Below are 26,877 nucleotides of genomic sequence, written 5' to 3'. Positions count from 1 at the left end.
GGCAGGCGGGGCGGCGAGGCGGAGGCGGGAAACGGACGTCATCCCGTGATGATAGCGTGCGCCGGGCGATGCAACCCGCAGGGGTTACTTGCTGCCACCCGCCACGGTACCGGCGGCGTCGATTTCGGCCTGGGCGCGCGCGGCGTACAGGGTGCCCGGCGGCGGCTGGCGGCTGAAGAAGGTATGCACGCCATCGAGCACCGCACCGGCAATCTGGCGCTGGTACGCCGGGTCGATCAGGCGGCGCTCTTCATCCGGATTGGAGATGAAGGCGGTTTCGACCAGCATCGCCGGCATGTCCGAGGTACGCAGCACCGCGAAGTTGGCGCGTTCGATGTTGGGCTTGTGGTTCTTGCCGATCCGCTTCAGGCCGCCGAGCACGTGCCCGGCCGCGTCTTCGGAGGCCTTCATGTAGCCGCTCTGGGCCAGATCGAGCAGCACGTTGGCCAAGGTGCCTTCGGTCTGCTGCAGGCGTACGCCACCGACCAGATCGGCGGCGTTTTCCTTGTCGGCCAGCCAGCGGGCGCGCTGCGAGGAGGCACCCTTGGTCGAGAGCACATACACCGACGAGCCGGTCGCCGCACGGTTTTCCGCGGCATCGGCATGGATCGAAATGAACATGTCGGCCTTGGCCGCACGTGCCTTCTGCGCGCGCATCGGCAGCGGGATGAACACGTCGCTGTCGCGGGTCAGGTAGGCCTTCAGGCCGGGCGTTGCGTTGACCTGGCGGGCCAGTTCACGCGCCACCGCCAGGGTGATGTCTTTTTCGCGCTTGCCGGTCGGGCCCACCGCGCCGGGATCCTGGCCGCCATGGCCCGGATCGATCGCGATCACCAGCGGCCGCATGCCCGCACGCATCTTGACCCGCGAGGCATCGCTGGGCATCGCCGGACGCGGATTGTCCTGCGGCGTAACCGGGGTCGGCGTCGGCACCGGCGTGGGAACCGGCGTACTGGCGACGACGGCGCCGGTTGCCTGACCGGCCAGGATCGCCGCCGGCGAGGCGCTGTTGCTGGCGGCGTTGGCGGTGCCGGCGGCCGCGACATTCACGGTGGTGGCGGTGGTCGCCGTCGGGCCCGGGGCAGGCGCCGAGGTGGCAACCGTGGCACTGGCCTGCTGGCGCACCGAAGCCGTCAGCAAGGCCGTGGCGCGCGCGGCATCGCTGCGCGCCTGTGCGGACTGGGCGGCGGTCTGCGCGGGGGTCGGTGCCGGCGCGGAAGCGGTCGGCGCCGGTGAAGGCACCGCAGCCTGCGCAGCGGCAGGCATCGGCGCGGGCGCAGTGGCAACGTTGGTCGCGCTCGGCGCATCGCCCGGCCACTCGATCACCAGCCGCGACTGATCGCCCTGCTTGATCATCTGCGGACGGAACGGCGCCACCGATTCGGCCAGGTCGAACACCACGCGGAACGTGCCCGGCACCGGCTGCCCGGTGCGGACCGCGGTGACCACGCCCTTCGGCGCAGGCAGTTTGAGGTTGCGGATCGCGCTGGAGTCCGGGAAATCGACCACCAGGCGGTTCGGACCGGCCAGGGACAGGGTCTTGTACCCCCCACTGCCGGCCAGCGAAATCTCCGCACGGGTCCCGGTCGCACCGGTCTCCACGGCCACCTGGCGGACTTCGCCCGCCCACGACAGCGCGCTCGCCAGACAGAGTCCGACGGCAGTGCAGAGGGCAGCGAGAGATTTCCCCATTGGCATAGGTCAGGATTCAATCACCGCGCTGAATGAAATGCAACTCCTTTTCCCTTAATAATCCGTAACCTGCCGGTGTTTCCTAGTGTCAGCCGACAGAAAGGGCCTGCAAGTCACCCCCTTGAGGCAGCCGTTGGAGCCATTCGCGACCCGCCGGACTGGTCCCGGTGAGCCGGGCACGGCGTCCCTGGCCTTGGATGTCCAGTGCCACTTCCAGGTCGGTGGGCGGCAGCGCGCCGGCACCGCGTTCGGGCCATTCGACCAGCCACAGCGAAGCGCTGCCTTCGTCCAGCCCCAGGAAATCCAGCTCTTCGGCCTGGCCGATGCGGTACAGGTCCAGGTGCCAGGCCTCATGGCCGTCGGCCAGCGGATAGCGCTCCACCAGGGTGTAGGTGGGGCTGCGGATCGCGCCCTGCACGCCCAGCGCGCGCAGCAGTGCGCGGGCCAGGGTGGATTTGCCGGCGCCCAGGTCGCCCTGCAGCTGCATCACCGCCTGCGGCGGCCGGGTCGCGGCCAGCCATTGCCCGAGCAGGTCGGTGTCTTCAGGCTGCGCGAGGAAAAACTCGATCATGTTCAAACGTCCGGATTGACCAGCCGGCGCAGCGGCGCCAGCAGATCGGTGGGAAGCAGGCCCCGCTGGCCGTCACTGGCGGCGGCATCGCCGGCCAGGCTGTGCAGCAGCGCGCCGGCGCTGGCGGCGTCGAAGGCGCCCAGCCCCTGCGCGCGCAGGGCGGCAATGATGCCGGTGAGCAGGTCGCCCATGCCACCCACGGCCATGCCGGGGTTGCCGGCGGCCACCACCCGCGGCAGTGCGTCGGGCGCGGCGACCACGGTGCCGGCGCCCTTCAGCACCACCACGGCGTGGAAACGCGCGGCCAGCGCGTTCGCCGCCGTGAAGCGGTCGGCCTGCACCTGCGCGGTGGTCAGCCCGAGCAGCCGCGCCGCCTCGCCCGGGTGCGGGGTCAGGATCGCGTCGCTGAGTGTCCGTGGCGCCTTGGCCAGCAGATTCAGGGCGTCGGCATCGATCACCAGCGGTTTGCCGCTGGCCAGCACCTGCCGCCAGAGTTCGTGCGCCCAGTCGTCCTGGCCCAGGCCAGGCCCGATCGCGATCACCCCGGCACGGGGCAGCAGGGACTGCAGCTCCTGCGCGTCCTGCACGGCATGCACCATCGCTTCGGGCAGGCGCGCAAGCAGCGGTGCGACGTGCGGTGACTGGGTCGCCACGCTGACCAGCCCGGCGCCGGCGCGCAACGCCGATTCACTGGCCAGCATCACCGCCCCGCCGCTGCCGAGATTGCCGCCCACGCACAGCACGTGGCCGGATTCGCCCTTGTGGGTATTGGCGCGGCGCGCCGGCAGCTGCGCACGCAGGCGCGATGGCTGCCAGCACTCGGCGCTGTGCTGCACGCCTGCCGCAGCGGCTTGAGGGAGTTCCAACGGCGCCAGGCGACGTCCGCCGACATGTTCCAGCGCCGCGCCGGTGTAAAGGCCCTGGTGGCGCACGATGAACTGCAGCGTGAGCGTGGCGCGGACCGCGACGCCCGGCACGCTGCCGGTCTGCGCATCCACGCCGCTGGGGACGTCCAGCGACAACACCGGCACGCCCGCCGCGTTGATGGCCGTGATCAGATCGGCTGCCGCACCGGCCGGGGCACGGTTCAGGCCGATGCCGAACAGCGCGTCCACCAGCAGGTCCACCGCCGGCATGCGGCCATCGAAGCGTTCCACCCCACCGCCGGCGGCGATGAAGGCCTGCTCGGCCTGCCGGGACAACGGCGTCGCCGGGGCATCGGTGTCCAGCCGCAGCACCGTCACCGGGCGGCCGGCCTCGCGGGCCAGGCGCGCCACGACGTAGCCATCGCCGCCGTTGTTGCCGGCACCAACCACCACCCCGATCCGCTGCGCCTGCGGCCAGCGCTCCAGCAGGCAGTGCCAGGCGGCCTGGCCGGCCTGCTCCATCAGTGAGGCACCGCCATCGCCCCGCAGGGCACTGGCCTGCGCATCCAGGCGGCGCGCGGCGGCGATATCGAACAGTTCAGCAAGCTCGGGCATGCCGGGATTCTATACTTGTCGCCCAGGCGCAGCCTTGCCGCGCCCTTCCCAGGCTCCGTTTCCGCCCAGGCCATGTCCGCCGTCCCCCTGCCCGCCCCCGTCCATCTGGCCCGCGCCGCCGAACGCATCCGTGCGATCGCGCGCGTGCACGGCTTCCAGCGCTGCGGCGTGTCCGGCATCGATCTGCGCGAGGACGAAGCGCACCTGGCCGACTGGCTGGGCAAGGGCCTGTACGGCACGATGGAGTGGATGGCGCGGCACGGCACGCTGCGCGCGCGGCCGGACGAACTGCTGCCGGGCACCGTGCGGGTGATCTCGGTCGGCATGGATTACGGCCACAAGGACGACGCCGAGGCCTGGAACACCCTGCACGATGGCGACCGCGCCTACGTGGCGCGTTATGCGCTGGGCCGCGATTACCACAAGCTGATGCGCAACCGGCTGCAGAAATTCGCTGACAGCATCGCCGCCGAGATCGGGCCGTTCGGCTACCGCGTCTTCGTCGATTCGGCTCCGGTGCTGGAGCGCGCACTCGCCCGCAACGCGGGGCTGGGCTGGATCGGCAAGCACACCTGCCTGATCGACAAGCAGGGCGGCTCGTGGTTCTTCATCGGCGAAATCTACATCGACCTGCCGCTGCCGGTGGATACGCCGGCCAGTGCGCACTGCGGCACCTGCACGCGCTGCATCGATGTCTGCCCGACCCAGGCGATCATCGCCCCGCACCGCCTGGATGCACGCCGCTGCATCTCCTATCTCACCATCGAACACGACGGTGCGATTCCCGAAGAGATGCGCACCGCGATGGGCAACCGCATCTACGGCTGCGACGACTGCCAGCTGGTCTGCCCCTGGAACAAGTTCGCCAAGCGCACCGACGAGCCGGATTTCCGTGCGCGCAACGACCTGGACACCGCCTCGCTCGCCCAGCTGTTCGCCTGGGAGGAAGACGAGTTCCTGCGCCGCACCGAAGGCAGCCCGATCCGCCGCAGCGGGCATGAGCGCTGGCTGCGCAACATCGCCGTGGCGCTGGGCAATGCGCCGAGCCACGCCGAAACACTGGCCGCGCTGCACGCGCGGCGCGAGCATCCTTCAGCGCTCGTGCGCGAGCATGTGGCCTGGGCCCTGCAGCAGCACGCCGCGCGCGCCACGGCAGGATGAAGCATCCCCGCCGACGTGCGACCATGGCGTCCCGTTCGTACCGTTTGGCCTGATTCCTCCATGGACCGCAGCGCGCAGATTCTCACGCCCAGCCAGCTCAACATCCTGGCCCGCGACCTGCTGGAAGGCGCGTTCCCGCTGATCTGGGTGGAGGCCGAGCTGGGCAGCGTGACGCGCCCGGCTTCGGGCCATATGTATTTCACGCTGAAGGATGCGCGCTCGCAGATCCGCGCGGCGTTGTTCAAGCCCAAGAGCCAGTGGCTGAAGTTCGTGCCGCGCGAAGGCATGCGCGTGCTCGCGCGTGGTCGGCTGACCCTGTACGAAGCCCGCGGCGAGTACCAGATGGTGCTCGACCACATGGAAGAAGCCGGCGAAGGCGCCCTGCGCCGCGCCTTCGAGCAGCTCAAGGCACGCCTGGAGGCCGAGGGCCTGTTCGCCCCCGAGCGCAAGCGGCCGCTGCCGGCGCATGTGCGTCGCCTGGCGGTGATCACCTCGCCGACCGGTGCGGCGGTACGCGACGTGCTGAGCGTGCTGGAGCGCCGTTTCCCGATGCTCGAGGTCGATCTGCTGCCCAGCCTGGTGCAGGGCGACAGCGCCGCCGCCCAGCTCACCGCGCTGCTGCGCTCGGCCGATGCCAGCGGCCGTTACGACGTGATCCTGCTGACCCGCGGTGGCGGCTCGATGGAGGATCTCTGGGCCTTCAACGATGAGCAGCTGACCCGCGCGATCGCGGCCAGCCAGACCCCGGTGGTGTCTGCGGTGGGTCACGAAACCGACTTCAGCCTGGCCGACTTCGCCGCCGACCTGCGCGCGCCGACGCCCTCGGTCGCGGCCGAACTGCTGGTCCCCGACCAGCGCGATCTGTTGCTGCGCGTGCGTCGCCTTGATGCACGCCTGGCGCAATTGCAGCGGCACAGCCTGGGGCAGGCGATGCAGCGCGCCGACCGTGCCCTGCTCCGCCTCAACGCCCAGAGCCCGCAGTCGCGCCTGCAGCTGCTGCAGCGCCGGCAGCAGGACGTTGCGCGCCGCCTGCACGCGGCCTGGGCCACGCAGCACCAGAACCGTCTTGCCCACCTGCGCCACGCCGCGGCCGTACTGCGCAGCGGCCATCCGCAGCGCCGGCTGGACGCCCTGCGTGAGCGCCTGCAGCGCCTGCAGCCGCGCGCGGACAGTGCGATCGGCCGCCAGCTGCAGCGCGACGGCCTGCGCCTGCGTGCCCTCGCCCGCTCCATGGAAGCGGTCAGTCCGCTGGCCACGGTTGCGCGTGGCTACGCGATCCTGACCCGTGACGACGATGGCAGCCTGGTGCGCTCGCCCTTGCAGGTGCGCCCGGGCGATACGCTCAAGGCGCGCGTGCAGGACGGCGTGATCGACGTAACGGTCAACGAACCGGCGCGCTGATCCAGCGCATCGCCGATAAGGCGTTGACGGTCAGCGCCCCGCGCTCTCGCAGAACGTCTGCCGGTACTCCATCGCCTTCGGCATCAACGCCTGCAGGTTCTGGATGCGCGTGCCGGGATTGGGATGCGTGGACGCGAATTCCGAGGTCGACTGCCCGCCGCTGGCCTGCCCCATCCGTTCCCACAACGGGATCGCCTCCTGCGGATCGAAACAGGCCGCCGCGGCCAGCATCAGGCCCACTTCATCGGCCTGGGTTTCGTGGCTGCGCGCGTACGGCAGCAGGTAGCCGTAGCCCATCGCCGACATCATCATCTGCTGCTGTTGCGGGTCCATGCCGCTGGCGGCGCCGGCCATCTGCCCGATCTGGGTCATCTTCTGCTGGGCCATACGCTGGGCACCATGGCGCAGCAACGCATGCGCGATCTCATGGCCCATCACCACGGCCATCGCATCCACCGTACGCGCCACCGGGATCAGCCCGGTGTACACCGCCATCTTGCCGCCCGGCAGGCAGAACGCATTGGCCTGCTCGGAGGGAATCACGTTGACCTCCCACTCGAAATCACGCGCGAAATGCGCCGGCTTCAGCCCATGTTCTTCGGCGAGGGCGGTTTCCACCACGTCCACCTTGGCGATCAGGCGCTGGGCGATCGCCTGGATCTCGCGCGACTGCGGTGCGTTCGGATCCAGCGGGCGCTCCTGCGCCAGGATCTCCTGGTAGGCCTGCAGGCCCAGCGCCTTTTCCTGCGTGGCATCCAGCGAGCTGTCGATCAGCACGCTCTCGCCGGTATACGGATCCACGGCGCGGTTGGAGAACCAATAGAACGCCGCATAGCCGGCAAACGCCAGCAGCACCCACCAGCGGATGTTGCCGAACAGGCCCGGCCGCCGGGCGCGGCCCTGCTGCTGACCGCCGAATGGATCGTTGCGCATGCGCTTGGTTCCTGAGATGGCCGTGGCACCCTGCCCGACGCTGTGCCAATCCTAGAACGCGCGCCGTGCGGCCGGGTGAAATCCGGCCGCACGGCGATCCGTCAGATCCCGCGCACCAGCCGGAAGCCGATCCGTGCGGTGGTGGTGTCCGAGTCCTGCGACTGCCGCCATGCGGCGCGGGTCTGGGCCGGCGCATTGGCCCAGTTGCCGCCGCGGATCACGCGCTGCCGGCAGCCCGGGTTGAACCAGGCCACGCCGTCGGACGGCGCGCGCCGGTAGCTCGCATGCCAGCAGTCGGCCACCCATTCGCTGAGGTTGCCGGCGATGTCGTGCAGTCCCCAGGGATTGGGATCGAAGCTGGCGACCGGGGCCGGCCCCCAATATCCATCGCCATAGCCGACGAAGGCGTTGTACCAGTGCCGCCGGGACGGCGAGACATCCTCGGCGCCGGTGAAGTTGCCCGCACGGGCCGGCGGGGTACCTGCATCGCCCCACGGGTAGCGGCCGCTGCTGCCCGCGCGCAGGGCATACTCGAATTCGGCCTCGCTGGGCAGCCGGTACGAGCGCCCGGTCTGCTCGGACAGCCAGCTGGCGTAATTCTCGGCATCGCGCACGCTGACGTGCATCACCGGCAGATTGGCGATGGCCTCGGCGCCGTTGTAATCGGACTGCCAGTCCACCCCGCTGCGCCGCACGAAATTGCCGCTGCGCTCGTCGTACACGATCGAATGGCCGCGCCGCGTGGCGCGGGGGCGGGCCTTGGTGGCCTGCACATAACGCCGGAAATCGGCGACGGTCACTTCGGTGATCGACATCGCGAAGCCCCGTTCGAACCGCACGTAATGCGAGGGCTTTTCGGCATCGGTCGCGCCCAGCTCGTTCTCGGCCGCGCCCATCTGGAACCCGCCATGCGGCACCACGATCATCTGCGGCCCGCGGCCCCCATCGCGCAGCGCATCGCTGAACACCTGGCGCGGCCGGAAGCTGCCGTAATGGGTGACCAGTTCGATGCGCTCGCGCAACTGGCCCACAACGGGATCGCCGGGCAAGGCGATGCGCAGTGCATCTTCCAGCTTCTGCCGCGCCGGCTTGAGCCCCTGCGGCGTGGCCAGATCGCGCAGGCCCTCGTTGCGCAGCCGCGCCAGCGTATCGGCGCGGATTTTCTCGATGCGTTCGAAGGCATCGGCGATGGTGATCGAGGAGTCACGGACTTTGGCCGCTTCCGCCAGCCAGGTGCCCGCGGTGGCGAAATCGGTGGCCCGCGCGGCTGTTTCCGCACGCCGGATCAGGGCGCTCTCGGCCGCTGCCAGCCCTTGCCGGGCACGCGCACTGTCGGCATCCAGCGCCAGCGCTTCGCGGAAATTGGGAATGGCCCCGTCGCCATCCTCGCCGATCCGGTCCGCGCGCAGATCCTCTTCGCCGGCACGGTTGTAGGCGACCACGCGCTGGGCGATCTCCACCCGCGACTGCAGCTCGCGCACCTTGGGATCGTCCGGCGCCAGGGTGAGCAGGACCAGGGCCATTGCGCTGGCCTCGGCCAGCGCCTCGCGCTGTTTGAGCGGGCGATCCAGCAGGACGGAGGCCTCTTCCAGCAGACGCTGCCGGGCGCGCTTCAGGCCGGCCTCGGCCGCGCGGTCCTTGGGATCGTGCTGCAGCAGCGCGAGCCAGATCGGGATCGCGTCCTCGGCGGTGCGGTACAGCCGGTCTTCCTCGAACGCGCGTGCGGCATCACGGCGGGCCTGCGCGACCCCGTCCTCGGCGAGGGTCACCGCAGGCGGCTGCCAGCGCTCCACGGTCTCGGCGGCGTCCTCACCGCCGATGGTCACCTGCGCCACCGGTGCGCTCGCCTTGGCCGCTGCCTTGGCCGGGACGGCGGCAGGCGTTGCCGCGGGCGCGGGGGCCGGCGCGGGTGAACAGCCGGCCAGCAGGCCCAACAGTGCAGTAAACAGCAGCGGCAATGTGCCTGACGATCGCAAATGAACTCCTCGGGGTGTGCCTGCGCGCAGTGCAGTCCAGGCGGCATGCCGACGGCGCGGACAGGGGATCATCATAATCGCCACCGTCGTGGGCGGCGACCGCCAACGGCCCGGGTGTTCATCACCGCGCCGCGGCATGCCGGCCGTAACACGGGGTTAGGCTATCCTCCCCGACCTGAGCATCCCTTTGCAGTACATGGAATCCCACGTGGCTTACTGGATCAAAACCCCGGCGGAACTGGACGAGCGCTACCGCCAGCGCCCCACCCGCATCGGCCTGGACACCGAGTTCATCCGCGAACGTACGTACTGGCCGCAACTGGCGCTGGTGCAGATGGCGGTCGGTGACGAAATCCTGCTGATCGACCCGTTGATCCCCGGCATGAACGAGGCGCTGGCGCCGTGGCTGGCCGATACCGCCATCCTCAAGATCATGCACAGCGCCAGCGAAGACCTGGTCACCTTCAAGGTGGCCTGCGGGGTGCTGCCGCGCCCGCTGTTCGACACCCAGATCGGTGCATCGCTGGCCGGCATCGGCGGCGGCATGGGCTACCAGAAACTGGTCACCGCCGTCACCGGCGTCACCCTGGCCAAGGGCGAGACCCGCTCGGACTGGATGCGCCGCCCGCTCTCGGAGGCGCAGCTGGAGTACGCCGCCGACGACGTCGAATACCTCTTCCAGATCCACGACACCATCGACGCGCGCCTGGAAGAACTGGGCCGCCGCCAGTGGCTGCAGGATGACGCCGAACGCCTGCTCGCCAGTGTCGAGAACGATGAAGAGCGCTGGCCGCACGTGGCGATGCGCTCGGCACAGTTCATGGACACCTCTGCGCAGCTGCGTCTGCTGCGGCTGCTGCGCTGGCGCGACGTGCAGGCGCGTGCCAGCGACAAACCGCGCAGCTGGGTGCTCGACAACGAGCTGGCGGCCGTGCTCGCACGCACCCCGCCCGCCGATGTGGATGCGCTGTCCAAGCTGATGGAAGGCTTCCCCAAGGCCCCCCGCAAGCTGGCCGCGCAGGTGTGGCAGGCACTGATCACCCCGCTTGCCGACGAAGCCGACGCACCGGTGGCGCTGCCGGCCAACGATGCCAACAAGCAGGCCCTCAAGCGGCTGCAGGATGCCGTCACCGCGCGCAGTGCCGAACTCGGCCTGCCCGATGGCGTGCTGGCCTCGCGCAAGCATCTGGAAAGCTATCTGGAGCGCCGCCAGTGGCCGGCCGCGCTGGCGGGCTGGCGCCAGGCACAGCTGGAGCCGATCCTCTCGGCGCTGTTGCCGCCGGCCGGGTGATCGGCGTTTCAACCGCATGCAGGAGTGAGTCCCACGCAACACGCGACGCCCTGCACCCGCAGCGCGTCGCGCCCATGGCGACCCACCAACGGCGCACGCCGATTGCCTAGAATGCGCGATTGAACTTCGACAAGGACGTGGTCCCCATGACCGATTCCCCCAGCGACGCGTTTGAGCTGCGCCAGCGCGCACGCGACGCGCTGCAGCAGGCGCGCTTCGACGATCTCGATCGGCTCCTGACCGGGCTGGAGCAGCGCTGGCTCGACGGCGGGTCGCCCCGCTACGGCTACGGCTGGCTGCTGTCCAGCCTGATCGACCCGGCGCAGGCCCTGCCCGCACGACTGCAGCAGGCACAACAGTGGTGCGCGCAGCAGCCGCACAGCCCCCATCCCTGGGTGGCGCTGGGGTCGCTGTGGGAGCGCGTGGCCAGCCAGATCCGGTCCAGCGAGACCGCCGACCTGATCCGCGACGCGCAGTGGGCCGGTGCCAGCCTTGCCCGCGACCATGCGCTGGCCGCGTGGCTGCGCGCGATCGCGCTGCATCCGCGCCCGGCCTTCGTGCTGGGCAAGGTGATGCGGCTGACCTGCTACCTGGGGGAACCGCGCTGGCTGCAGCAGCTGCAGCGCGGTGGGCGGGCAGAACTGTACGCATCCCTGCAGCAGCAGGATCCGGACGGCTATGCGGCGGCACTGGCGCTGCTGGCGCCTTACGGCGCCCCCTTGGCGGAACTGCCGGCGTTGCCAGCACGGCTGGCGCAGCGCACCGAAGACGACTTCGAGTACGCCGCCGATTACTGGTTGCAGCACGCGCTGGCGTTGCGCGCGGACGATGTCGGCCTGCTCGAAACCTTCCTGTACTACCTGTACCCGCGCTGGGGCGGCAGCCACGCGCTGATGCAGGACTTCATCGACGGCCCGTATGCGGCCCGGCTGATGCTGCCGCAGCGCAACCGCCTGCGCGTGATGAAGGAGCGCGACTGGCTCTGGTTCGCGCCGGAGGCCGATGAAGAAAAGGCGATCGCCCAGCACGACACCGCCTACGCGAACCTGCTTGACCTGCACCTGGATGCGCCCACGCGCGCGCTGGTGCTGTGCTGGTGGGCGACGCTGGATTACAAGCTGGGCCGTGACGAACCCGAAGAAAACGACGTGCGCTGGGACGCGGCACGCATGACACATGCCTACACCTGCCTGGCCGAGGCGTTCGCGCTGGACCCGGCCACCGTGGTCGAGGAAGGCATGAACGCGCTGGAAGCCTGCGCGCTGTTTGCCCACGTCGAGGGCGCCGATGCGTTGTTCGCGCAGGTGCTGGCCAGCGTCGAGGCGTTCACCGACAGCGCGCATGCGCTGGCGTGGCTGTCCGCTGCGCGCCATACCGGGCTGTTCGGTTTCAGCCTCGACACGCCCCTGGCCGCACTGCATCTGCAACGCGCGATGGCGATGGCGGACGAGGACGAGGTGAACCTTTCCACGGTGGCGGCCAACCTGTTCTGCGACGTATCCGTACCGGCCGGCCTGCACATGATGCAGCAGCTTGCCGAAGGCGGTGACCGCCGCGCGATGGCGGCGATGGTGGACCTGTACCGTGGTCGCGTGGCCGGCCGCGACTTCCCTGCGTTCGCCGATCCGGCCCAGGCCGCGGCGTGGACCGAGCGCGCCATCGAGGCGGGCGACCTGGTGGCGATCTACAACCGCGCATGGGAGCTGAGCGAAACCTTCAAGCACACGCCCGACCCGGCTGTGCAGCAGCAGTCGCGCGCGCTGTACCGCCGTTGCGTGGATGAGGCCGCCCCTCACGACCGCGTGTGGCGGCCGGCGCACAAGAACCTGGCGGTGCTGCTGTACCAGGGTGAGGATGACCGCGACAAACAGGAAGCCGTGTTCGACCTGCTCGGCCCGCTGTGGTGGCGTGGCGACACTGCCACCAAGGCCTGGGCTGCCGGCTTCCTGGCCGACGTGTTCCACTTCGGCAACGGCGTGCCCGCCAACGCGTTCCTGGCCAAGGTCTGGGTGGACCGGGCGGCCGAAGCCGAGCCGGACAATGCCGATGTACTGCGCATGCGCCCGCTGATCGAGGGCCAGGGCAAACTGTTCGGCGCCAGCCGGGCGGCCAGGCAACAGGCGCGCGACCGCGACACTGTGGACCTGCGCAGCTGGCAGCTCACCTTCGGCTTCGACTCCGTGCCGGACCGCCAGGATATGCAGTCGGTATGAGCGGCATGACTACCCCACGTCGCTGACCGGGGTGCACAAACAGAAACGCCCCGCGATCGCGGGGCGTTGTCGGAACCACTCGCTGTCACCGGTGCCCTGCGGCACCGGTGGTCGCGTGACTTACCAGTTCATGTTGAGCGAAACACCCACGGTGCGCGGTTCGTTGTAGACCGCGGCCATGTAGTTTTCGATCACACCCTTGAGGTTCTTCTCATTGGTGATGTTGCGCGCGAACAGCGCCACTTCCCAGGCACCGTAGTTGGCCGAGTAGCCCAGCTTCAGGCCGCCTTCGAAGCTGCCCTTGGAGTTGAACTCGGCCGAGTCGTACAGCACGAAGCTCGTGTAGCCCTGCTTGTTCCAGTCGGTGGAGACGAAGAACACATCGCTGTCGTTGACCGGCATGTCGTAACGCGCGGCCAGGTTGATGTTGTACTTCGGTGCGTTCGGCAGCGGGTTGCCGTTGATCTGCGCGAAGGTGTTGGCACCGACCTTGATGGTCGGATCGTTCACCGTGCAGACCACGGCGCCGTTCAGGGCGCAGACCTGCGCGTACACGCGGTCGTCCTGGATTTCGCTGTGCAGCAGGCTGACACCGGCGCTCAGGGCCAGGTTCGGGATCGGACGCAGTTCCATGTCCGCTTCCAGACCGTAGGCCTTGGCCTTGTCGGCGTTGAACAGCACGCCGTTGCCGTCCGAATCGTTGCCGTTGAGCTGGATGTCATTGACCACGTAGGTGAACGCGGCGGCGTTCACGCGCAGGCGGTTGTCCCACAGGCTGCTCTTGATGCCGGCTTCCCAGGACAGGATGGTTTCCGAGTTCGCCGTGGTGAAATCGGCGTTGAACACGGCCGAACGGCCCTGGATGGTCGGGCCGCGGAAGCCGCGGGCCACGCGCGCATACACGCTCAGCTGCGGGTTGAACGCATACATCGCGCTCAGGTCCCAGCTCGGCGTGGTGTCGGACATTTCCACGTAGGTGCGGCCCTTGTAGGTCACGGCACCGGCAGCGGTATCGGCGGTCTTGAGCAGACGGGTCTTCTTCTCGTCCTTGGTCTGGCGCAGGCCGGCGGTCAGGGTGAACTTGTCGGTCACGTCATAGCTGACCTGGCCGAAGCCGGCCCAGGAGGTGTTGACGTTGCGCAGGCGCACCCAGTTGTTCGGGTTGCGGGCAGCGGTGTTCAGGAACCAGGCGCGCTGGTAGAAATCGGTGGTGTCGCGGCCGTCGAAGTAGAACGCACCGACCTGCCACTTCAGGCGGTTGTCATCGGCGTTGGCCAGGCGGAATTCCTGGGTCCACTGGTCCAGGTCGCGGATCTGGCCCATCGACTGGCCGTAGCCGTTCGAGACGCCGTTGACCGGGTAGTTCACCGCCGCGCCGCCGTCGGTGTCGCCACGGCTGTAGCCGGAGGTGGTTTCGTAGGCGGTGATCGAGGTCAGCGAGACATTGCCGAAATCGTAGATCGCCTTCACCGAGCCGCCGTAGGTCTTGTAGGCCTGCGGGTTGTTGTCGGCTTCGTCGTAGGCGACCTTGTCGCGCGGCACGTCGGTCTTGTTCGAGCCCTTGGTCAGCGCGCTGCGCAGGAACAGGGTCGAGGTACCGTCGTAATCGCGTGCGTGGGCCGAGGCCAGCAGCGAGAAGTTGTCGCTCGGCTGCAGCAGCAGCTGCGCGCGCACGTTGCGGTCGTCGAAGCCGCCCATGGCGTTCTTCTTCGGCGAGACCGTGCCATCGGCGCTCGGGCCGCTGTAGGTGTTGTCGACGTAGTCATCGCGGTGCTGGTACAGCGCCGACACGCGGAACGAGGCGATGTCGTTGATCGGGCCGCCGAAGCCGCCATCGATCGCCACGCTGCCGTACGAACCATAGCTGGCCTGCACGCGGCCGCTGTAATCCTGGCTCGGCTTGATGGTGTCGAACTTGACGATGCCGGCGGTGGTGTTACGGCCGAACAGCGTGCCCTGCGGGCCGCGCAGCACTTCGATCTGGTCCACGTCGTAGACCGGGTTGGACTTCAGCACCACATGCTCGAGCACCACGTCGTCCTGGATGATCGACACCGGCTGCGAGGCACCCAGGTAGAAGTCGATGTTGCCCAGGCCACGGATGTAGAAGCGCGGGAAGATGCGGCCGGTGGTGGTTTCGGCGTAGAAGCTCGGCACCTTGCCCGACAGCGCCAGCAGGGTGTCATCGCCGCCGGCGGTGTAGTCGCGGATTTTCTCGCCCTGCACCACGCCGACCGAGACCGGCACTTCCTGCAGGTTGCGTTCGCGGTGGTCGGCGGTGACGGTGATGGTGTCCAGCGAGGTTGCGCTGGCGGACTGGGCGTCCTGCGCCGAGGCGGCGGCGGACAGCATCAGCGCGGCCGAAGCACAGGCCAGCGCCAGGGCGCGGCGGCGCGGCAGGGAACGGGAAAGAAGACGCGTCGACACTGAAGCGTGGCGTAGAGCGGGCATGCAGAGGTCTCTGGTAGTACAGATCGGGGCAGCCGGCGGCATGGCCGGGCACCATAGGAAATCGACATCGCCGTGGAAACAGCGATGCGGCACGGTATTGGCTGGATGTTGCAGATTGGTGTCAGGGCGTTATGGGCGACGGCTGTCCGGCCCCCCTGGTCCACTTGGCTATGCGGCCGTGTCTTCTGGCGCGGATTATGCCCGCCCCGCGCGCGCGCCGGAAGGGCGGGCTTCGCGTTCGGCGCGTTACCTGCCATCCGTCACGTGCCGCCCGGCACTTGTCGTCCGTGTACCTCCCGCAAACACTGCGCCGGTCACCCACGAGATTCCCGCATGTCCCGTTGCCGCCTGGCCGCCCTGCTCCTGCTGTTGTCCGCCTCGGCCGCCCAGGCCGGGGAGCCCCCTGCGCAGTGGCTGGTCACCACCGACCTGTGGGGAAACCCGGCCTATCAGCTGCTGACCCTGCCCGACCAGCAGGGTCCGCTGCAGGGCCGTTTCGACGGGGACACGCTGCAGGGCAGCCGCGAGGGCGACACGCTGGCGTTCGTCGTGACCGGCAGTGATGGGGCGACCTACCGCTTCCATGGCACGCAGGCCGGCGCGACGCTGCGCGGGACCGCCGACTACCCCGACACCAACGCCAGCGAGCGGCGCGCGACCCACCCCTTCAGCGCGCGCCGCCTGCCGGATCGACCGGCCGGAGGTCCGCGGCAGCACGACTTCGTGCCTACCTCGTACGCCAACGAGTTCTCGCCCCACCGCGCACCTGTACTGACCATCTGGCCGGGTGACAGCGTACGCACCACCACGCTGGATTCCGGCGGCGTTGACGCGCAGGGCCAGACCCGGGCCCTGTTCGGCAATCCGCAGACCGGCCCGTTCTTCGTGATGGATGCCGAGCCCGGCGATGTGCTGGCCATCCACATCAAACGGCTGCGCTTGAACCGCAACTATGCCGACAGCCTGGACAGCATCGTCGGCCGCGCACAGACGCCGGCGCTGGCCGCCAAGGCCACCGCACTGGATAAACCCGTGCGCTGGACGCTGGACCGCCAGCGCGAGCGCGCGCGGCCGGAAGCTGCCACCGGCAAGCTCAAGGATTTCTGGGTGCCGGTGCGGCCCATGCTCGGCGGGCTGGCGGTCGCCCCCGGCTTCGGCAACGCGCCGATCTCCACCGGCGATACCGGCCGTTTCGGCGGCAACATGGATTTCAACGAAATCCGCGAGGGCGCCACCGTATACCTGCCGGTGTCCCAGCCCGGCGCCCTGCTCTACCTGGGCGATGCGCATGCGCTGCAGGGCGATGGCGAAACCTCGCAGTACGCGCTGGAGACGTCCATGGACGTGGAATTCAGCGTGGACGTGATCAAGTCCCGCGCGCAGTCTGCGCCCCGGGTGGAATCGGCCACGCAGGTGATGGTGCTGGGCCAGGCCGGCTCGCTGGAAGATGCGCTGCGCGCTGCCACCGCGGGCATGGCGCAGTGGCTGGAACAGGACTACGGGTTGAGCCTGTCCGAGACGGCGCAGGTGCTGGGCAGCTCGGTCAGCTTCGTGGTGGCCAATCTGGCCGGGCGCAGCGTCGGGGTGGCGGCCAAACTGGACAAAGCCCTGCTGCGGCAGGTCGAACGGGCACCGGGCAGTACACCCGGCGCCCGCCCGTGATCCGGACCAGGCCCCACTTGGCAGGCAACGCCGGTCGGCGCTAGACTAGGCCCATCGCGAGGTACGGCCGAGGTCGGGTACGCCACGCAGTTGCACCACCCGTGGGGCCATAGCTCAGCTGGGAGAGCGCGTCGTTCGCATCGACGAGGTCAGGAGTTCGATCCTCCTTGGCTCCACCACTATTCAGCCCGACAGGGCACTCGAAAGGCCGGAACACCTGCAAAAACAGGGGTTTCGGCTTTTTTCGTTGAGGTGCCCCCACTCTCCGATCTCGCTATCCGGCGCGCCACCTCCCCCCGTGGTCAGCTGTCGAGCAGAGTAGTGCCGTATGAGTTGTCCACAGCGCATAGCCAGTTGCCCGCCGGCTCCCTACGAAACACGTAGGTGGCCCGACGAACCGTCGAAATCGCCGCGCCGTCTTCATCAGCGCTATCCAGCCATGTTTCCATGACAACCAGCGCCGTTTCCCCGCCCTCAATCACTTCCATCTTTCCTTGCCGAACCTTCAATTGGCCGTCGAAATGCGCAGAGATCGCCTCGAATGCTCTCTTGATCTGGTCTTTGCCTCTGGCGTACATGCCAGGCTTCACCACCAGGGTGGCGTCATCTGTGTAGAACCGCATGAGGCCCTCGAAATCTCCAGCCGATATGGATCGGTCTGCGGCTTCGATGAGGGTTTTCAGGGGATGGTCGGACATTCTTGACTCCAAAAATGGCCGCGAGCGGAAAAACAAAACCCGCCTCGCGGCGGGTTGCGTTGTCTGGAAACGAGACGCGCTCTACCCACCCTTATGGAGGGTGGTAATAATCAACGTGAGGGCGCGTACAAATTGCATGAGGTGACCCTATCACTGGCTCCGGAGACTGGCAAATCCCCACTGCACGACCTCACTGGAGCCGTCCCACCCTCAGGACGCCAACAAGTCCTTGCTGAAAAACACTCGACGCGTCCCAGCAGGTTCGCACGGTATCTCGCCGAACACGCGCCAGCCCTGCTTTACATAGAAGTCCGGCGCTTGGAAACTGATCGTATACAACAGACCAGAACGGCACCCCCGCCGCCTGGCTTCGTCCTCAGCGGCCGCAAGAATGCGCGAGCCGAGGTCCTGCCCACGCAGTTCCGCCGGGAGGTAGAACAGGTCAATGAACAACATCCCCAATGATGTCCGGCCGGTCAGACCGCCTAGTACCTTGCCAGTCTGCGGATCGGTGACCAGCACTGCCAGTTCGCGCCGGTCGGCGTAACCGGCGGCATCCAGATTGAAACCGTCCAACCCGCTGGTAATCAGATCGAGCGACTCCCTACTGGGCGAGTCTGTGATGGTGATATCGAGCTGCATTGTTCCTTGCGCCAGCAGTGTCGGGACCTTGAATCCTAGCAAATCGAACCCCTCCCCAAGCACCCGCCGTTGCTTTCCAATTCGCATGCGGAACCAGCTTCTGGTAGCCGAAACTCAACAAGCGGACGGTTATGATTCACGTCCGAGGCATCCCGGCCCCGCCGCGAACCACATAGGCCCATGCCCAACACCGGACAGTTCCATCTCCTGCGCGTCGATGGTCAAGCCGATGAGGCCGAAAGACTCCTCGCGGTGACCGCCGTAGAGTGCAACTGCCTGCCGTGCGGCGCGCCTCGACTGCTCACCACGCAAGGAAGCACCATGTCCATCCATCAAGTGAACATCTGCGGCTTCGCGCAGATGCTTCGTGCGCTCAGAGGCCAACTGGACAAGGCCGACGCACATGCGCTGACCACCGGCTATTCCTCGCGAGACTTGCTTTCAGCGCGGTTGGCTGCGGACATGTATCCGCTGGCGAAACAGATACAGTTTGCCTGCACTCAAGCGCGTGAGGCGGTGTGCCGTCTCACTGGGCAACCGCTGCCGGTGCTGTGCACGCCCGGCGACATGGACCAGACGCGGGAGCTGATCGACGAGACGTTGGACCATCTGGCTGCGGCAGACGCAGCGCAGATCGATGCCGGCGCTTCACTTGACGTGGCCATCGAGCTGGCAGGTGGCCTTGCGTTTGATATGAAGGGCAGCGAATACGCCGCCAACTGGGCCACGCCGCAGTTTTATTTCCACCTGATCACCGCGTACAACATCCTGCGCCACAACGGCGTGCCTCTGGGAAAGGCAGATTACGTGCCGCACATGTTCGCCTGGATGCGGCAGGCTGGCTGATCCACACGCCCGGCCAGGGCTGAACGCGATTCCCCTTGCCTCACCCGTATTCAACAGCCCGCCCCGTGAAGAATCTTCCCGGGACGTGCTGGTATTCACCGCCTTCGCGCAATCGCTTACGCGCCCTCGGGAGTGTCCTTGCGCTCCGGCCGACGCGTGCCCGCATCGTGGATCGCCTGATCGGTCTGCCCCGGCCGCTGCTTGGCGGTTTCATCCTGCTTGCGGTCCTGCTGGCTCTCTTCGATGCCTTCCTGCTTGCCGTGTTCGCTGGGCTTGGTGTCTGCCATGGTTCTACTCACTCGTACGGGCGCCGGAGCGGCGCCTTCATGGGAAGACTAACCAGCCGATCGTGAGGCACGAATCATGATCGGCGCACTCCTGCACACGTCGCACTCACACGCGCCGGGCCGCTCAATCCAGCTTGACCACCAGCTTGCCGAAGTTGTGGCCCTTGAGCAGGCCGAAGAAGGCCTCGGGCGCGCGCTCCAGTCCCTGCACGATGTCCTCGCGATACTGCACGCGGCCGTCCTTCAGCCACTGCCCCATGTCGCGCAGGAACGCGGGGAAGAAGGCGTGCAGATCGGACTGGATGAAGCCGCGCACGGTCAGGCGCTGGCGCAGTACCTGGCTCATGAAACCCGGCAGCCGGTCCGGCCCCGGCAACACCACGCCGCGTGCGTTGTAGGTGGCGATCGTGCCGCAGACCGGAATGCGCGCGAAGTCGTTGAGCAATGGCGCGACCGCATCGAAGACATGGCCCCCGACGTTTTCGAAGTAGACGTCGATACCGTCGGGAACCGCCCCACGCAACTGCGTGGCGAAATCGTCGGCGCGATGATCCAGCGCCACATCGAAGCCCAGTGTTTCCAGATACGCACGCTTCTGTTCGCCCCCTGCGATGCCGACCGTGCGCGCGCCCTGCAGCTTGGCGATCTGCCCCACCGTCGCGCCGACCGGTCCGCTGGCAGCGGCCACCACCAGGGTTTCGCCCGGCTGCGGCCTGCCGATTTCCTGCAGTCCCACATAGGCGGTGAACCCGGGCATGCCGTAGACCCCGAGTGCCGTACTGATCGGCAGGCCGTCATCCTCCAGCGTGCGGCTCACCTGATCACCGGGGATGACCGCATGGGTCTGCCAGTTGCCGGGCGCCAGGACGTGCTCGCCGATGGAGAAACCGGGGTGGTTGGAGGCGAGCACTTCAGAGACGGTGCGCCCCTCCATCACCGCATCCAGCGCGACCGGCGCCGCGTAGGACGGTCCTTCCTCCATGCGACCGCGCATGTAGGGATCCAGCGACAGATAGCGGTTGCGCAGCAGCACCTCGCCCGCGCCGGGCGCGGGAACCGGCACCTGTTCAACGCGGAAGTTGGCCGCGACGGGGGCACCACTGGGGCGCGAGGCGAGCACGATGCGGGTGTTGGTAAGCGTTCATCGGCGGATGGCTCCGGGGAGACGAAAAGGAACCCCGACAGTAAGCCTTCCGGACACGTCCAGGAGGGGGGTAAAACAGCGTTCCATCGGTGCAGGACGACGCGGCGGTGGAATCGCCTTGTGCGACAGCGACCGATGATCCGGATGGCGTCACAGCATTCCATCCGTACGCTGCACCGCGCATGCGTTGCCCTCGCCGCCGGCCAGGGCGCATCATCGCGTCATGAATGCTTCCTTTTCCCGCCGACGTCGCTACCTGCTGCCGGTGCTGATGTCCGCCACGACCGTGTTCGGCCTGGCATGCTGGGCGATCCTGGCGACCGAGCCCGGTTGCCTGGTCGCGCAGGGCCATTGGTCGTCCGGTGCGGGCAAGTGCCATACCCGCCTGTGCCTGCTGCAGGGCGACTGCGGCGAGATGGCCTCGCCGGCCGCGGCATGCGACAAGGTGCGGATCGGCGACAGCCGTGGCCGCGTGTATTTCCACTTGGGCGATCCCCTGCCCGGCGCGGGCGACGAAGCAGAGTGGCCCGAAGGCAAAGCCGACAACGGCATGATCCACGCACGCTTCGAGAACGAGCGCCTGGTCAGCCTGGCGTGCCCGGTTACGCCGTAGTGCGTGCCCGCTTCCACTGCAGCGGGCTCATGCCCATCTCGATCCGGAACATGTAGTTGAACGCCGACGCCGAGGCGTAGCCCAGCGCGTGCGCGATCACCGTCGGCGAACGCCCCTGCGCCAGCCACTCGATGGCGCGCAGCAGGCGCAGCCGCAACCGCCAGTCGCGCAGGCGCATGCCGGTCTCGCGTTCGAAGTGGCGTGCCAGGGTGCGTGGTGATGCACCCAGCAGCGGCGCCCAGTCCTCCACGCTGCGGGTATCGGCAGGCTGCTCGTAGAGCGCTTGGCACCAGCGCTGCAGGCGGGCATCCTGCGGCCACGGCAGATGCCGGGCGTGCTGCGGCTGGCGCGGCAGCTGTGCGGTGATCAGCGTGCACAAGGTGGCGTAATAGGTGCGGTCGTGATCGGGCACGGTGCGGTCGATTTCGATGATCAACTCGCGCAGCAGCGGTGACACGTCCAGCACCACGCAGTGCGTCGGCATCCCCAGCGCTGGATCGTCACCCACATACAGATTACGGAAGGCCGAGGAACTCAATGCACCGGTGTGATGCAGCGTACCGGTCGGCACCCACAGCGCCTGCTGCGGCGTGATCACATGGCGGGCGTGTCCGGCACTGGCCTGGAGCACGCCCATGCTGGCGTATACCAGCTGGTTCCAGGCGTGGACGTGCGGCGGAAACCGCTCGCCGGCGTCCAGCCACTGGCTGCGTGCCACCACCGGCCATGGCAACCGGCGCAGCGGCGGCACGGGGACTTCACGCCAGCCCGGGGCAGTTCGCTCGATCGCGGCCATGTGACGCCTCATCGACATAAGCGGTCATTCTATCGAAAGACGCCGTCAGTGCCTTCCCCGCACGATAGGGGCCTCCCCGCTGCCACCGACGCACATGTCCCCTGTCGCCCCGCCGCCCCGTCATGCCTGGCAGGTCATCGCTGCCGGCGTCTGTGCCCTGGTGCTTACGGTGGGCCTGGCGCGCTTCGCCTATACGCCCCTGCTTCCCGCGATGCGCGCCGACGCGGGACTGTCGGCATCCGGGGGCGGCTGGCTGGCGACGTTCAACTATCTGGGCTACCTGGCCGGCACGCTGCTGGTCGCCCGGGTCGGTGACATGCAGCTGAAGTTCCGCTTCTACCGCATCGGCCTGGTGCTTGCGGTGGTCTCCACCGGCCTGATGGGCGCGACCGGCCAGATGGGCAGCTGGGGCGTGCTGCGGTTCGTGGCAGGCCTGTCCAGCACCGCCGGCCTGCTGCTCGCCTCGGGGCTGGTGCTCAACTGGCTGCTCGCCCACCAGCGACGCCCGCAGCTGGGCCTGCACTTCGCCGGCCTTGGGCTGGGAATCGCGGTCTCCGGGCTGGCGGCTGCGGCGATGGCCGACCAGCTGGCCTCCTCCCGGCAGTGGATGGCGCTGGGCGCATTGGCGATCGTGTTCCTGGTCCCGGCCTGGGCCTGGATGCCGGCGCCGGTACCCATCTCCAACGCGACCGCTGCGGCCGCTCCTCCCGCGCCTGGCAGGCGTTGGCGCGGGCTGTTGATCGCATCGTATTTCTGCGCGGGGTTCGGCTTCGTGGTCAGCGCGACGTTCATCGTTGCCATCCTGGTGCAGACCCCTGCCTTCGCCGGTCGCGGCAGCTGGGTGTGGGTACTGGTCGGTATCACCGCGATTCCCTCGACGTTTGCCTGGGACCGGCTGGCGGCACGGTTGGGGCTGATCCGCGCGTTGATGCTCGCGTATGCACTGCAGACGGTCTCGTTCGTGCTGCCCTTGCTCGACGATGGGATAGCGGCGGGCGCGGCCAGCGCGGTGTTGTTCGGCATGACTTTCGCCGGCATCGTCAGCCTGACGTTGACCGTGGTCGGCCGCCACTATCCGCACAACCCGGCCGAGGCGATGGCGATGCTGACGCTGAGTTATGGCGTCGCCCAGATCATCGCCCCCGCGATCGCCGGCACGCTGGCGCGCGAGAGCGGCAGCTACCAAGGCGCCCTGGTGCTGGCGGCGATCATGATGGCGATCGGCATCGTGCTGCTGTGGTGCATGCCCGACGATGCAGGATCGACCGCGGCGTGATTGATGCCAGCCGCGCCGCGCGGTCGCCTGAACCGATGTTCATGCGCTCGGGTGACGCGCCCTCACCCGCTGGATCAAGTACTTGGACGCCTGCGGACAAGGGCTCGGAAACAAATGTGAAATTTTTTTCGCGAAACGCTTGCCGAACCCTGCATACCTCCGTATTATTCGCGTCCTCGCCAGCGGCAACGCAGCGATGAAGTGGCCGGGTAGCTCAGTTGGTAGAGCAGGGGATTGAAAATCCCCGTGTCGGCGGTTCGATTCCGTCCCCGGCCACCACACTTTCAGATGACCTGCAGAAATGCAGGTCATTTTTTTTGTCTGTCGTTCGGCACAGCCACATCATGTCCTTCAACCAGGCAGTGCGCGCACAGCTTCGTGCGCCGATCATCACTCGCCTGTCCGCTGCGTGATTGCGTGCCACGACCTCCGCTCAACGCGTCAGCGCACGCGACGATGACGCAATGATCGAAACGGCGATCCGCAACGCACTGCAGGTGTACAACGCGGCGACCTCCCCGCACCGGATGACGGAATATTCACAATTTCCGTCCTGCCTGTGCCTAAGCTCGCTGCGTCTTGTGTGGAGTGTCGAGAATGCGCCGCCGCTATCTGATCAGTGCCCTGCTCGCCCTCACCGCCTCCGGGTCGGCCTGGGCCGCCGCGCCGGTGACCTCGGTGGAGGCGCTGGACATGGACCGCTATGCCGGCCAGTGGCATGAAATCGCACACCTGCCGGTCTCGTTCCAGAAGAAGTGCGTCGGCGACATCACCGCCACCTACAGCCTGCGTGCCGATGGACGGATCAGTGTGCACAACGCCTGCCGCGTGGCCGATGGCGACCGCGTGGCCGCCGATGGCGTGGCGCGCCCGGTCGAGGGCCACCCTGGGCAATTGCAGGTGCGCTTCGTGCCGGACTGGCTGTCCTGGGTACCGCTGGTCTGGGCCGACTACTGGGTGATCGCACTGGACCCGGAGTACCAATGGGCGGTGGTCGGCGAGCCGGACCGCAAGTACCTGTGGATCCTGTCGCGCTCGCCGAGCATGGACACCGCCCTGTTCGGGCAGCTCAAGGCCCGCGCCGAGGCGATGGGCTATGACCTCGCCCCGCTGCGGGTGATGGCGCCGCTGGACTGACCCGCCCACGCCGCCCGGCGGCCCGCTGGGCGCGCCCCCAAGACTAAAAGCACGTGGCGTCCTCCTTCCGGTGCCCTACCCTTGCGTCACGCTGCCGCAGGCAGCGCGAACACCATACGCCGTAGTATGCTCATACCCATGCAACACCCGCCTGAGGATTGCGCCATGTCCCACCGCTTCCGTCCCCGCCTCGCCCTCGCCCTCGCCCTGATCGTCATCGCCTCGCTGGCCCTGACCGCCTGCAACAAGACGGTCAAACGCGTTTCCGAGCCGGCCGCCAGCGTGCAGGAGTTGACGGTGCGTGCCGATGGCAGCTGGACAGTCGCGCTGCGCCTGCAGAACTTCAGCTCGATGCCGATGACCTTCGACGCCGTCTCGCTCCAGCTCACGGTCAGCGACCAGGACGCCGGCCAGCTGCAGCTGCAGCCCGCGCTGTCGATCGGCGGCGTGTCGGCCGATGTGGTCAACGTGGAGCTCAAGCCAAGCTCGGGCGCACGCCTGGTCATGGCCGATGCATTGGCCGGGAACCGCACCCTGGGGTATTCGCTGAAGGGTTCGGTGAGCGCCACCCCGCAGGAAAAGAAGCAACGCACTTTCGAGATTGACAGCCGCAGCACGCTCAACCAGGCCCCCGGCCTGCCCGGCGTCCTGCGCTGACCGGCGGCTTTCCGCCTTCCTTTGCCACTGATCGAGACCGTACCCGATGAGCAGCTACACCGCCCCGCTTTCCGATATCCGTTTCGCCCTGCATGACGTGCTGAAGGTCGAGCCGCTGTTCGCGCGTCTCGGCCTGACCGATGCCACCGCCGATGTGGTCGATGCCGTGCTCGAAGAAGCCGGCCGCTTCAGTACCAGCGTGCTGGCACCGTTGAACAGCGTGGGCGACGAGATCGGCTGCGTGCTTGACCAGTCCACCGGCGAGGTCACCACCCCGCCCGGCTTCAAGCAGGCCTACACGCAGTTCGTCGACGGCGGCTGGACCGGCCTGACCGCTGCGCCGGAGCTGGGTGGCCAGGGCCTGCCGCATACGCTGGGCGTGCCGCTCAACGAAATGATCAACGCCGCCAACCTGGCCTGGGGCAACTTCCCGCTGCTCTCGCACGGCGCGATCGAAGCGCTCAAGCAGCACGGCGAGGCGTGGCAGCAGGATGCCTTCCTCAAGCCGCTGATCGAAGGCCGCTGGACCGGCACCATGTGCCTGACCGAACCGCATTGCGGCACCGACCTGGGCCTGCTAAAGACCAAGGCCGAGCCGAACGCGGACGGCAGCTACGCGATCACCGGCACCAAGATCTTCATCACCGCCGGTGAGCACGACCTCACCGACAACATCGTGCACCTGGTGCTGGCCAAGCTGCCCGACGCACCCGCCGGTGCCAAGGGCATCTCGCTGTTCGTCACCCCGAAGTTCAAGGTCGACCGCGAAGGCAAGGTCGGCGAGCGCAACGCGCTGCGCTGCGGCTCGATCGAACACAAGATGGGCATCAAGGGCTCGGTCACCTGCGTGATGAACTTCGACGGTGCCGAAGGCTACCTGGTCGGCCAGCCGCACAAGGGCCTGCAGGCGATGTTCACCATGATGAACACCGCACGCCTGGGGGTCGGCCTGCAGGGCATCGGCCTGTCCGAGCGTGCCTACCAGAACGCGCTCAAGTACGCCCGCGAGCGCCTGCAGTCGCGCTCGCTGAGCGGCCCGAAGAACCCGGAAAAGCCGGCCGATCCGATCCTGGTCCACCCGGACGTGCGGCGCATGCTGCTGACCATCAAATCGCTGGTCGAAGGCAGCCGCCTGCTCGCGCTGCACGCGGCCACCCTGATCGACATCGCCCACCATGCCGAGGATGCCGGCGAGCGTGAGCGCGCCGATACGCTGGTGAGCTTCCTGACCCCGATCTCCAAGGCCTGCCAGACCGAATGGGGTATCGAGAACACCTACAACGCGCTGCAGTGCTTCGGTGGCCACGGCTACATCCGCGAGCACGGCATGGAGCAGCTGGCCCGCGATGCGCGCATCACCACGCTGTACGAAGGCACCACCGGCATCCAGGCGCTGGACCTGATCGGCCGCAAGACCGCGTCCAGCCAGGGCGCCGGACTGAAGCTGATGCTCGCCGAGATCGAGGCCTTCGCCAAGGCCAATGAAGGCAACGAGGCGCTGGCCGAGTTCATCGCGCCGCTGCGCGCCAAGGCCGACGAATGGGGCAAGCTGACCATGGCAACGCTGCAGCGCGCGGCCGGCAACCCGGATGAGCTCGGCGCGGCCAGCTTCGATTACCTGTTCTACTCGGGCTATGTGGTGCTGGCCTACTGGTGGGCGCGCAGCGTCGCCGCCGCCGATGCTTCCGCGCAGAGCGCGGCGTTCAAGCAGGCCAAGCGCGAAACCGCCCGGTTCTACTTCGCCCGCGTGCTGCCGCGCACGCTCAGCCACGCCGCCGCGATCCAGGCCGGCGCCGAGCCGCTGATGGCGATGACCGACGCGCACTTCGGCGAAGGTTGATCGGTCGCCAGACCACCGACCAACGGTCGGTGGCTACCTGACCGCCACGCAGGTGCCGACCGCCAGTCGGGACACCGATGCCTGATCGTCGGTAGGTGCCGACCGTTGG

22 protein-coding genes and 2 tRNA genes are annotated in these 26,877 nt (G+C 68.0%); 13 read left to right on the top strand and 11 right to left on the bottom strand.

From position 1 onward, the window contains the following. Positions 1 to 84: 84 nt before the first annotated feature. The 3 genes from HH110_RS09195 to HH110_RS09185 form a co-directional block, all read right to left on the bottom strand. Positions 85 to 1,692, bottom strand: coding sequence for an N-acetylmuramoyl-L-alanine amidase (locus HH110_RS09195; protein WP_176989389.1), 1,608 nt, complete (start codon positions 1,690 to 1,692; stop codon positions 85 to 87). Between the two features lie 88 nt (positions 1,693 to 1,780). After that, positions 1,781 to 2,263 carry a tRNA (adenosine(37)-N6)-threonylcarbamoyltransferase complex ATPase subunit type 1 TsaE gene (tsaE, locus tag HH110_RS09190; protein ID WP_176989388.1) on the bottom strand — a complete coding sequence of 161 codons (483 nt, stop codon included), beginning with the start codon at positions 2,261 to 2,263 and terminating at the stop codon, positions 1,781 to 1,783. Between the two features lie 2 nt (positions 2,264 to 2,265). Further along, complete coding sequence (locus HH110_RS09185) at positions 2,266 to 3,744, bottom strand: NAD(P)H-hydrate dehydratase (protein WP_176989387.1); 1,479 nt, start codon at positions 3,742 to 3,744, stop codon at positions 2,266 to 2,268. A 72-nt stretch (positions 3,745 to 3,816) separates the two neighbouring features. Here HH110_RS09185 and queG point away from each other — a divergent pair, with 72 nt between their 5' ends. Both queG and xseA read left to right on the top strand, forming a co-directional pair. After that, a complete protein-coding gene (queG, locus tag HH110_RS09180) occupies positions 3,817 to 4,905 on the top strand; it encodes a tRNA epoxyqueuosine(34) reductase QueG (protein WP_176989386.1) in 1,089 nt (362 codons plus the stop codon). A 60-nt stretch (positions 4,906 to 4,965) separates the two neighbouring features. After that, positions 4,966 to 6,306, top strand: a complete 1,341-nt coding sequence (gene xseA, locus HH110_RS09175; RefSeq protein WP_176989385.1) for an exodeoxyribonuclease VII large subunit — start codon at positions 4,966 to 4,968, stop codon at positions 6,304 to 6,306. Positions 6,307 to 6,336: 30 nt separating this feature from the next. On the opposite strand, the gene HH110_RS09170 is transcribed toward xseA, so the two are convergent. Together HH110_RS09170 and HH110_RS09165 are read right to left on the bottom strand one after the other, a co-directional pair. Beyond that, entirely contained in the window at positions 6,337 to 7,239 is a 903-nt protein-coding gene (locus tag HH110_RS09170; RefSeq protein ID WP_176989384.1) for a M48 family metallopeptidase, read from the bottom strand. Positions 7,240 to 7,340: 101 nt separating this feature from the next. Next, entirely contained in the window at positions 7,341 to 9,215 is a 1,875-nt protein-coding gene (locus HH110_RS09165) for a formylglycine-generating enzyme family protein (protein WP_241696493.1), read from the bottom strand. Between the two features lie 208 nt (positions 9,216 to 9,423). Here HH110_RS09165 and rnd point away from each other — a divergent pair, with 208 nt between their 5' ends. Both rnd and HH110_RS09155 read left to right on the top strand, forming a co-directional pair. Beyond that, positions 9,424 to 10,506 (top strand): ribonuclease D, encoded by a 1,083-nt coding sequence (gene rnd / locus HH110_RS09160; protein WP_176989383.1) that lies wholly within the window; start codon positions 9,424 to 9,426, stop codon positions 10,504 to 10,506. A 146-nt stretch (positions 10,507 to 10,652) separates the two neighbouring features. Continuing rightward, the gene (locus HH110_RS09155; protein ID WP_176989382.1) at positions 10,653 to 12,719 is read left to right on the top strand and encodes a DUF4034 domain-containing protein; all 2,067 of its coding nucleotides are present in this window, start codon (positions 10,653 to 10,655) and stop codon (positions 12,717 to 12,719) included. A 120-nt stretch (positions 12,720 to 12,839) separates the two neighbouring features. Here the strand turns inward: HH110_RS09155 and HH110_RS09150 are convergent, their stop codons facing one another. After that, a complete protein-coding gene (locus HH110_RS09150; protein ID WP_176989381.1) occupies positions 12,840 to 15,170 on the bottom strand; it encodes a TonB-dependent receptor in 2,331 nt (776 codons plus the stop codon). Positions 15,171 to 15,503: 333 nt separating this feature from the next. On the opposite strand from HH110_RS09150, the gene HH110_RS09145 reads away from it, so the two are divergent. Together HH110_RS09145 and HH110_RS09140 are read left to right on the top strand one after the other, a co-directional pair. Further along, positions 15,504 to 16,832, top strand: coding sequence for an acetamidase/formamidase family protein (locus tag HH110_RS09145; RefSeq protein WP_176989380.1), 1,329 nt, complete (start codon positions 15,504 to 15,506; stop codon positions 16,830 to 16,832). 103 nt (positions 16,833 to 16,935) lie between these two features. Next, positions 16,936 to 17,011, top strand: a tRNA-Ala gene (locus tag HH110_RS09140). Positions 17,012 to 17,134: 123 nt separating this feature from the next. Here HH110_RS09140 and HH110_RS09135 read toward each other — a convergent pair. Together HH110_RS09135 and HH110_RS09130 are read right to left on the bottom strand one after the other, a co-directional pair. Next, positions 17,135 to 17,530 carry a DUF4440 domain-containing protein gene (locus HH110_RS09135; protein WP_176989379.1) on the bottom strand — a complete coding sequence of 132 codons (396 nt, stop codon included), beginning with the start codon at positions 17,528 to 17,530 and terminating at the stop codon, positions 17,135 to 17,137. 210 nt (positions 17,531 to 17,740) lie between these two features. Then, positions 17,741 to 18,172 (bottom strand): GNAT family N-acetyltransferase, encoded by a 432-nt coding sequence (locus HH110_RS09130; protein ID WP_176989534.1) that lies wholly within the window; start codon positions 18,170 to 18,172, stop codon positions 17,741 to 17,743. A 180-nt stretch (positions 18,173 to 18,352) separates the two neighbouring features. On the opposite strand from HH110_RS09130, the gene HH110_RS09125 reads away from it, so the two are divergent. After that, positions 18,353 to 19,018 (top strand): DUF1993 family protein, encoded by a 666-nt coding sequence (locus HH110_RS09125; RefSeq protein ID WP_241696491.1) that lies wholly within the window; start codon positions 18,353 to 18,355, stop codon positions 19,016 to 19,018. A gap of 116 nt (positions 19,019 to 19,134) precedes the next feature. Here the strand turns inward: HH110_RS09125 and HH110_RS09120 are convergent, their stop codons facing one another. Continuing rightward, on the bottom strand, positions 19,135 to 19,305 hold the full coding sequence (locus HH110_RS09120) for a hypothetical protein (protein ID WP_176989378.1): 171 nt from the start codon (positions 19,303 to 19,305) through the stop codon (positions 19,135 to 19,137). A 124-nt stretch (positions 19,306 to 19,429) separates the two neighbouring features. Continuing rightward, a complete protein-coding gene (locus HH110_RS09115) occupies positions 19,430 to 20,428 on the bottom strand; it encodes a zinc-binding dehydrogenase (protein WP_176989532.1) in 999 nt (332 codons plus the stop codon). A 244-nt stretch (positions 20,429 to 20,672) separates the two neighbouring features. On the opposite strand from HH110_RS09115, the gene HH110_RS09110 reads away from it, so the two are divergent. Then, positions 20,673 to 21,062 carry a hypothetical protein gene (locus HH110_RS09110; protein ID WP_176989377.1) on the top strand — a complete coding sequence of 130 codons (390 nt, stop codon included), beginning with the start codon at positions 20,673 to 20,675 and terminating at the stop codon, positions 21,060 to 21,062. On the opposite strand, the gene HH110_RS09105 is transcribed toward HH110_RS09110, so the two are convergent. Further along, entirely contained in the window at positions 21,052 to 21,858 is an 807-nt protein-coding gene (locus tag HH110_RS09105) for a helix-turn-helix domain-containing protein (RefSeq protein ID WP_176989376.1), read from the bottom strand. The two genes, HH110_RS09110 and HH110_RS09105, sit on opposite strands and share 11 nt — an antisense overlap. A 94-nt stretch (positions 21,859 to 21,952) precedes the next feature. Here HH110_RS09105 and HH110_RS09100 point away from each other — a divergent pair, with 94 nt between their 5' ends. The 5 genes from HH110_RS09100 to HH110_RS09080 all read left to right on the top strand — a co-directional run bounded on the left by HH110_RS09100 (position 21,953) and on the right by HH110_RS09080 (position 26,768). Continuing rightward, complete coding sequence (locus HH110_RS09100) at positions 21,953 to 23,134, top strand: YbfB/YjiJ family MFS transporter (RefSeq protein WP_176989375.1); 1,182 nt, start codon at positions 21,953 to 21,955, stop codon at positions 23,132 to 23,134. A 203-nt stretch (positions 23,135 to 23,337) separates the two neighbouring features. Then, positions 23,338 to 23,413, top strand: a tRNA-Phe gene (locus tag HH110_RS09095). A gap of 318 nt (positions 23,414 to 23,731) precedes the next feature. After that, on the top strand, positions 23,732 to 24,271 hold the full coding sequence (locus tag HH110_RS09090) for a lipocalin family protein (protein WP_176989374.1): 540 nt from the start codon (positions 23,732 to 23,734) through the stop codon (positions 24,269 to 24,271). A gap of 165 nt (positions 24,272 to 24,436) precedes the next feature. After that, positions 24,437 to 24,928, top strand: coding sequence for an LEA type 2 family protein (locus HH110_RS09085; RefSeq protein WP_176989373.1), 492 nt, complete (start codon positions 24,437 to 24,439; stop codon positions 24,926 to 24,928). A 46-nt stretch (positions 24,929 to 24,974) separates the two neighbouring features. Further along, a complete protein-coding gene (locus HH110_RS09080) occupies positions 24,975 to 26,768 on the top strand; it encodes an acyl-CoA dehydrogenase C-terminal domain-containing protein (RefSeq protein ID WP_176989372.1) in 1,794 nt (597 codons plus the stop codon). Positions 26,769 to 26,877 lie beyond the last annotated feature (109 nt).

This window comes from Stenotrophomonas sp. SAM-B (genome assembly GCF_013387485.1).
GTDB lineage: Bacteria > Pseudomonadota > Gammaproteobacteria > Xanthomonadales > Xanthomonadaceae > Stenotrophomonas > Stenotrophomonas maltophilia_AA.
Note: the sequence above shows the minus strand (reverse complement) of the source record. Positions and strands in the feature narration are given on the sequence as shown.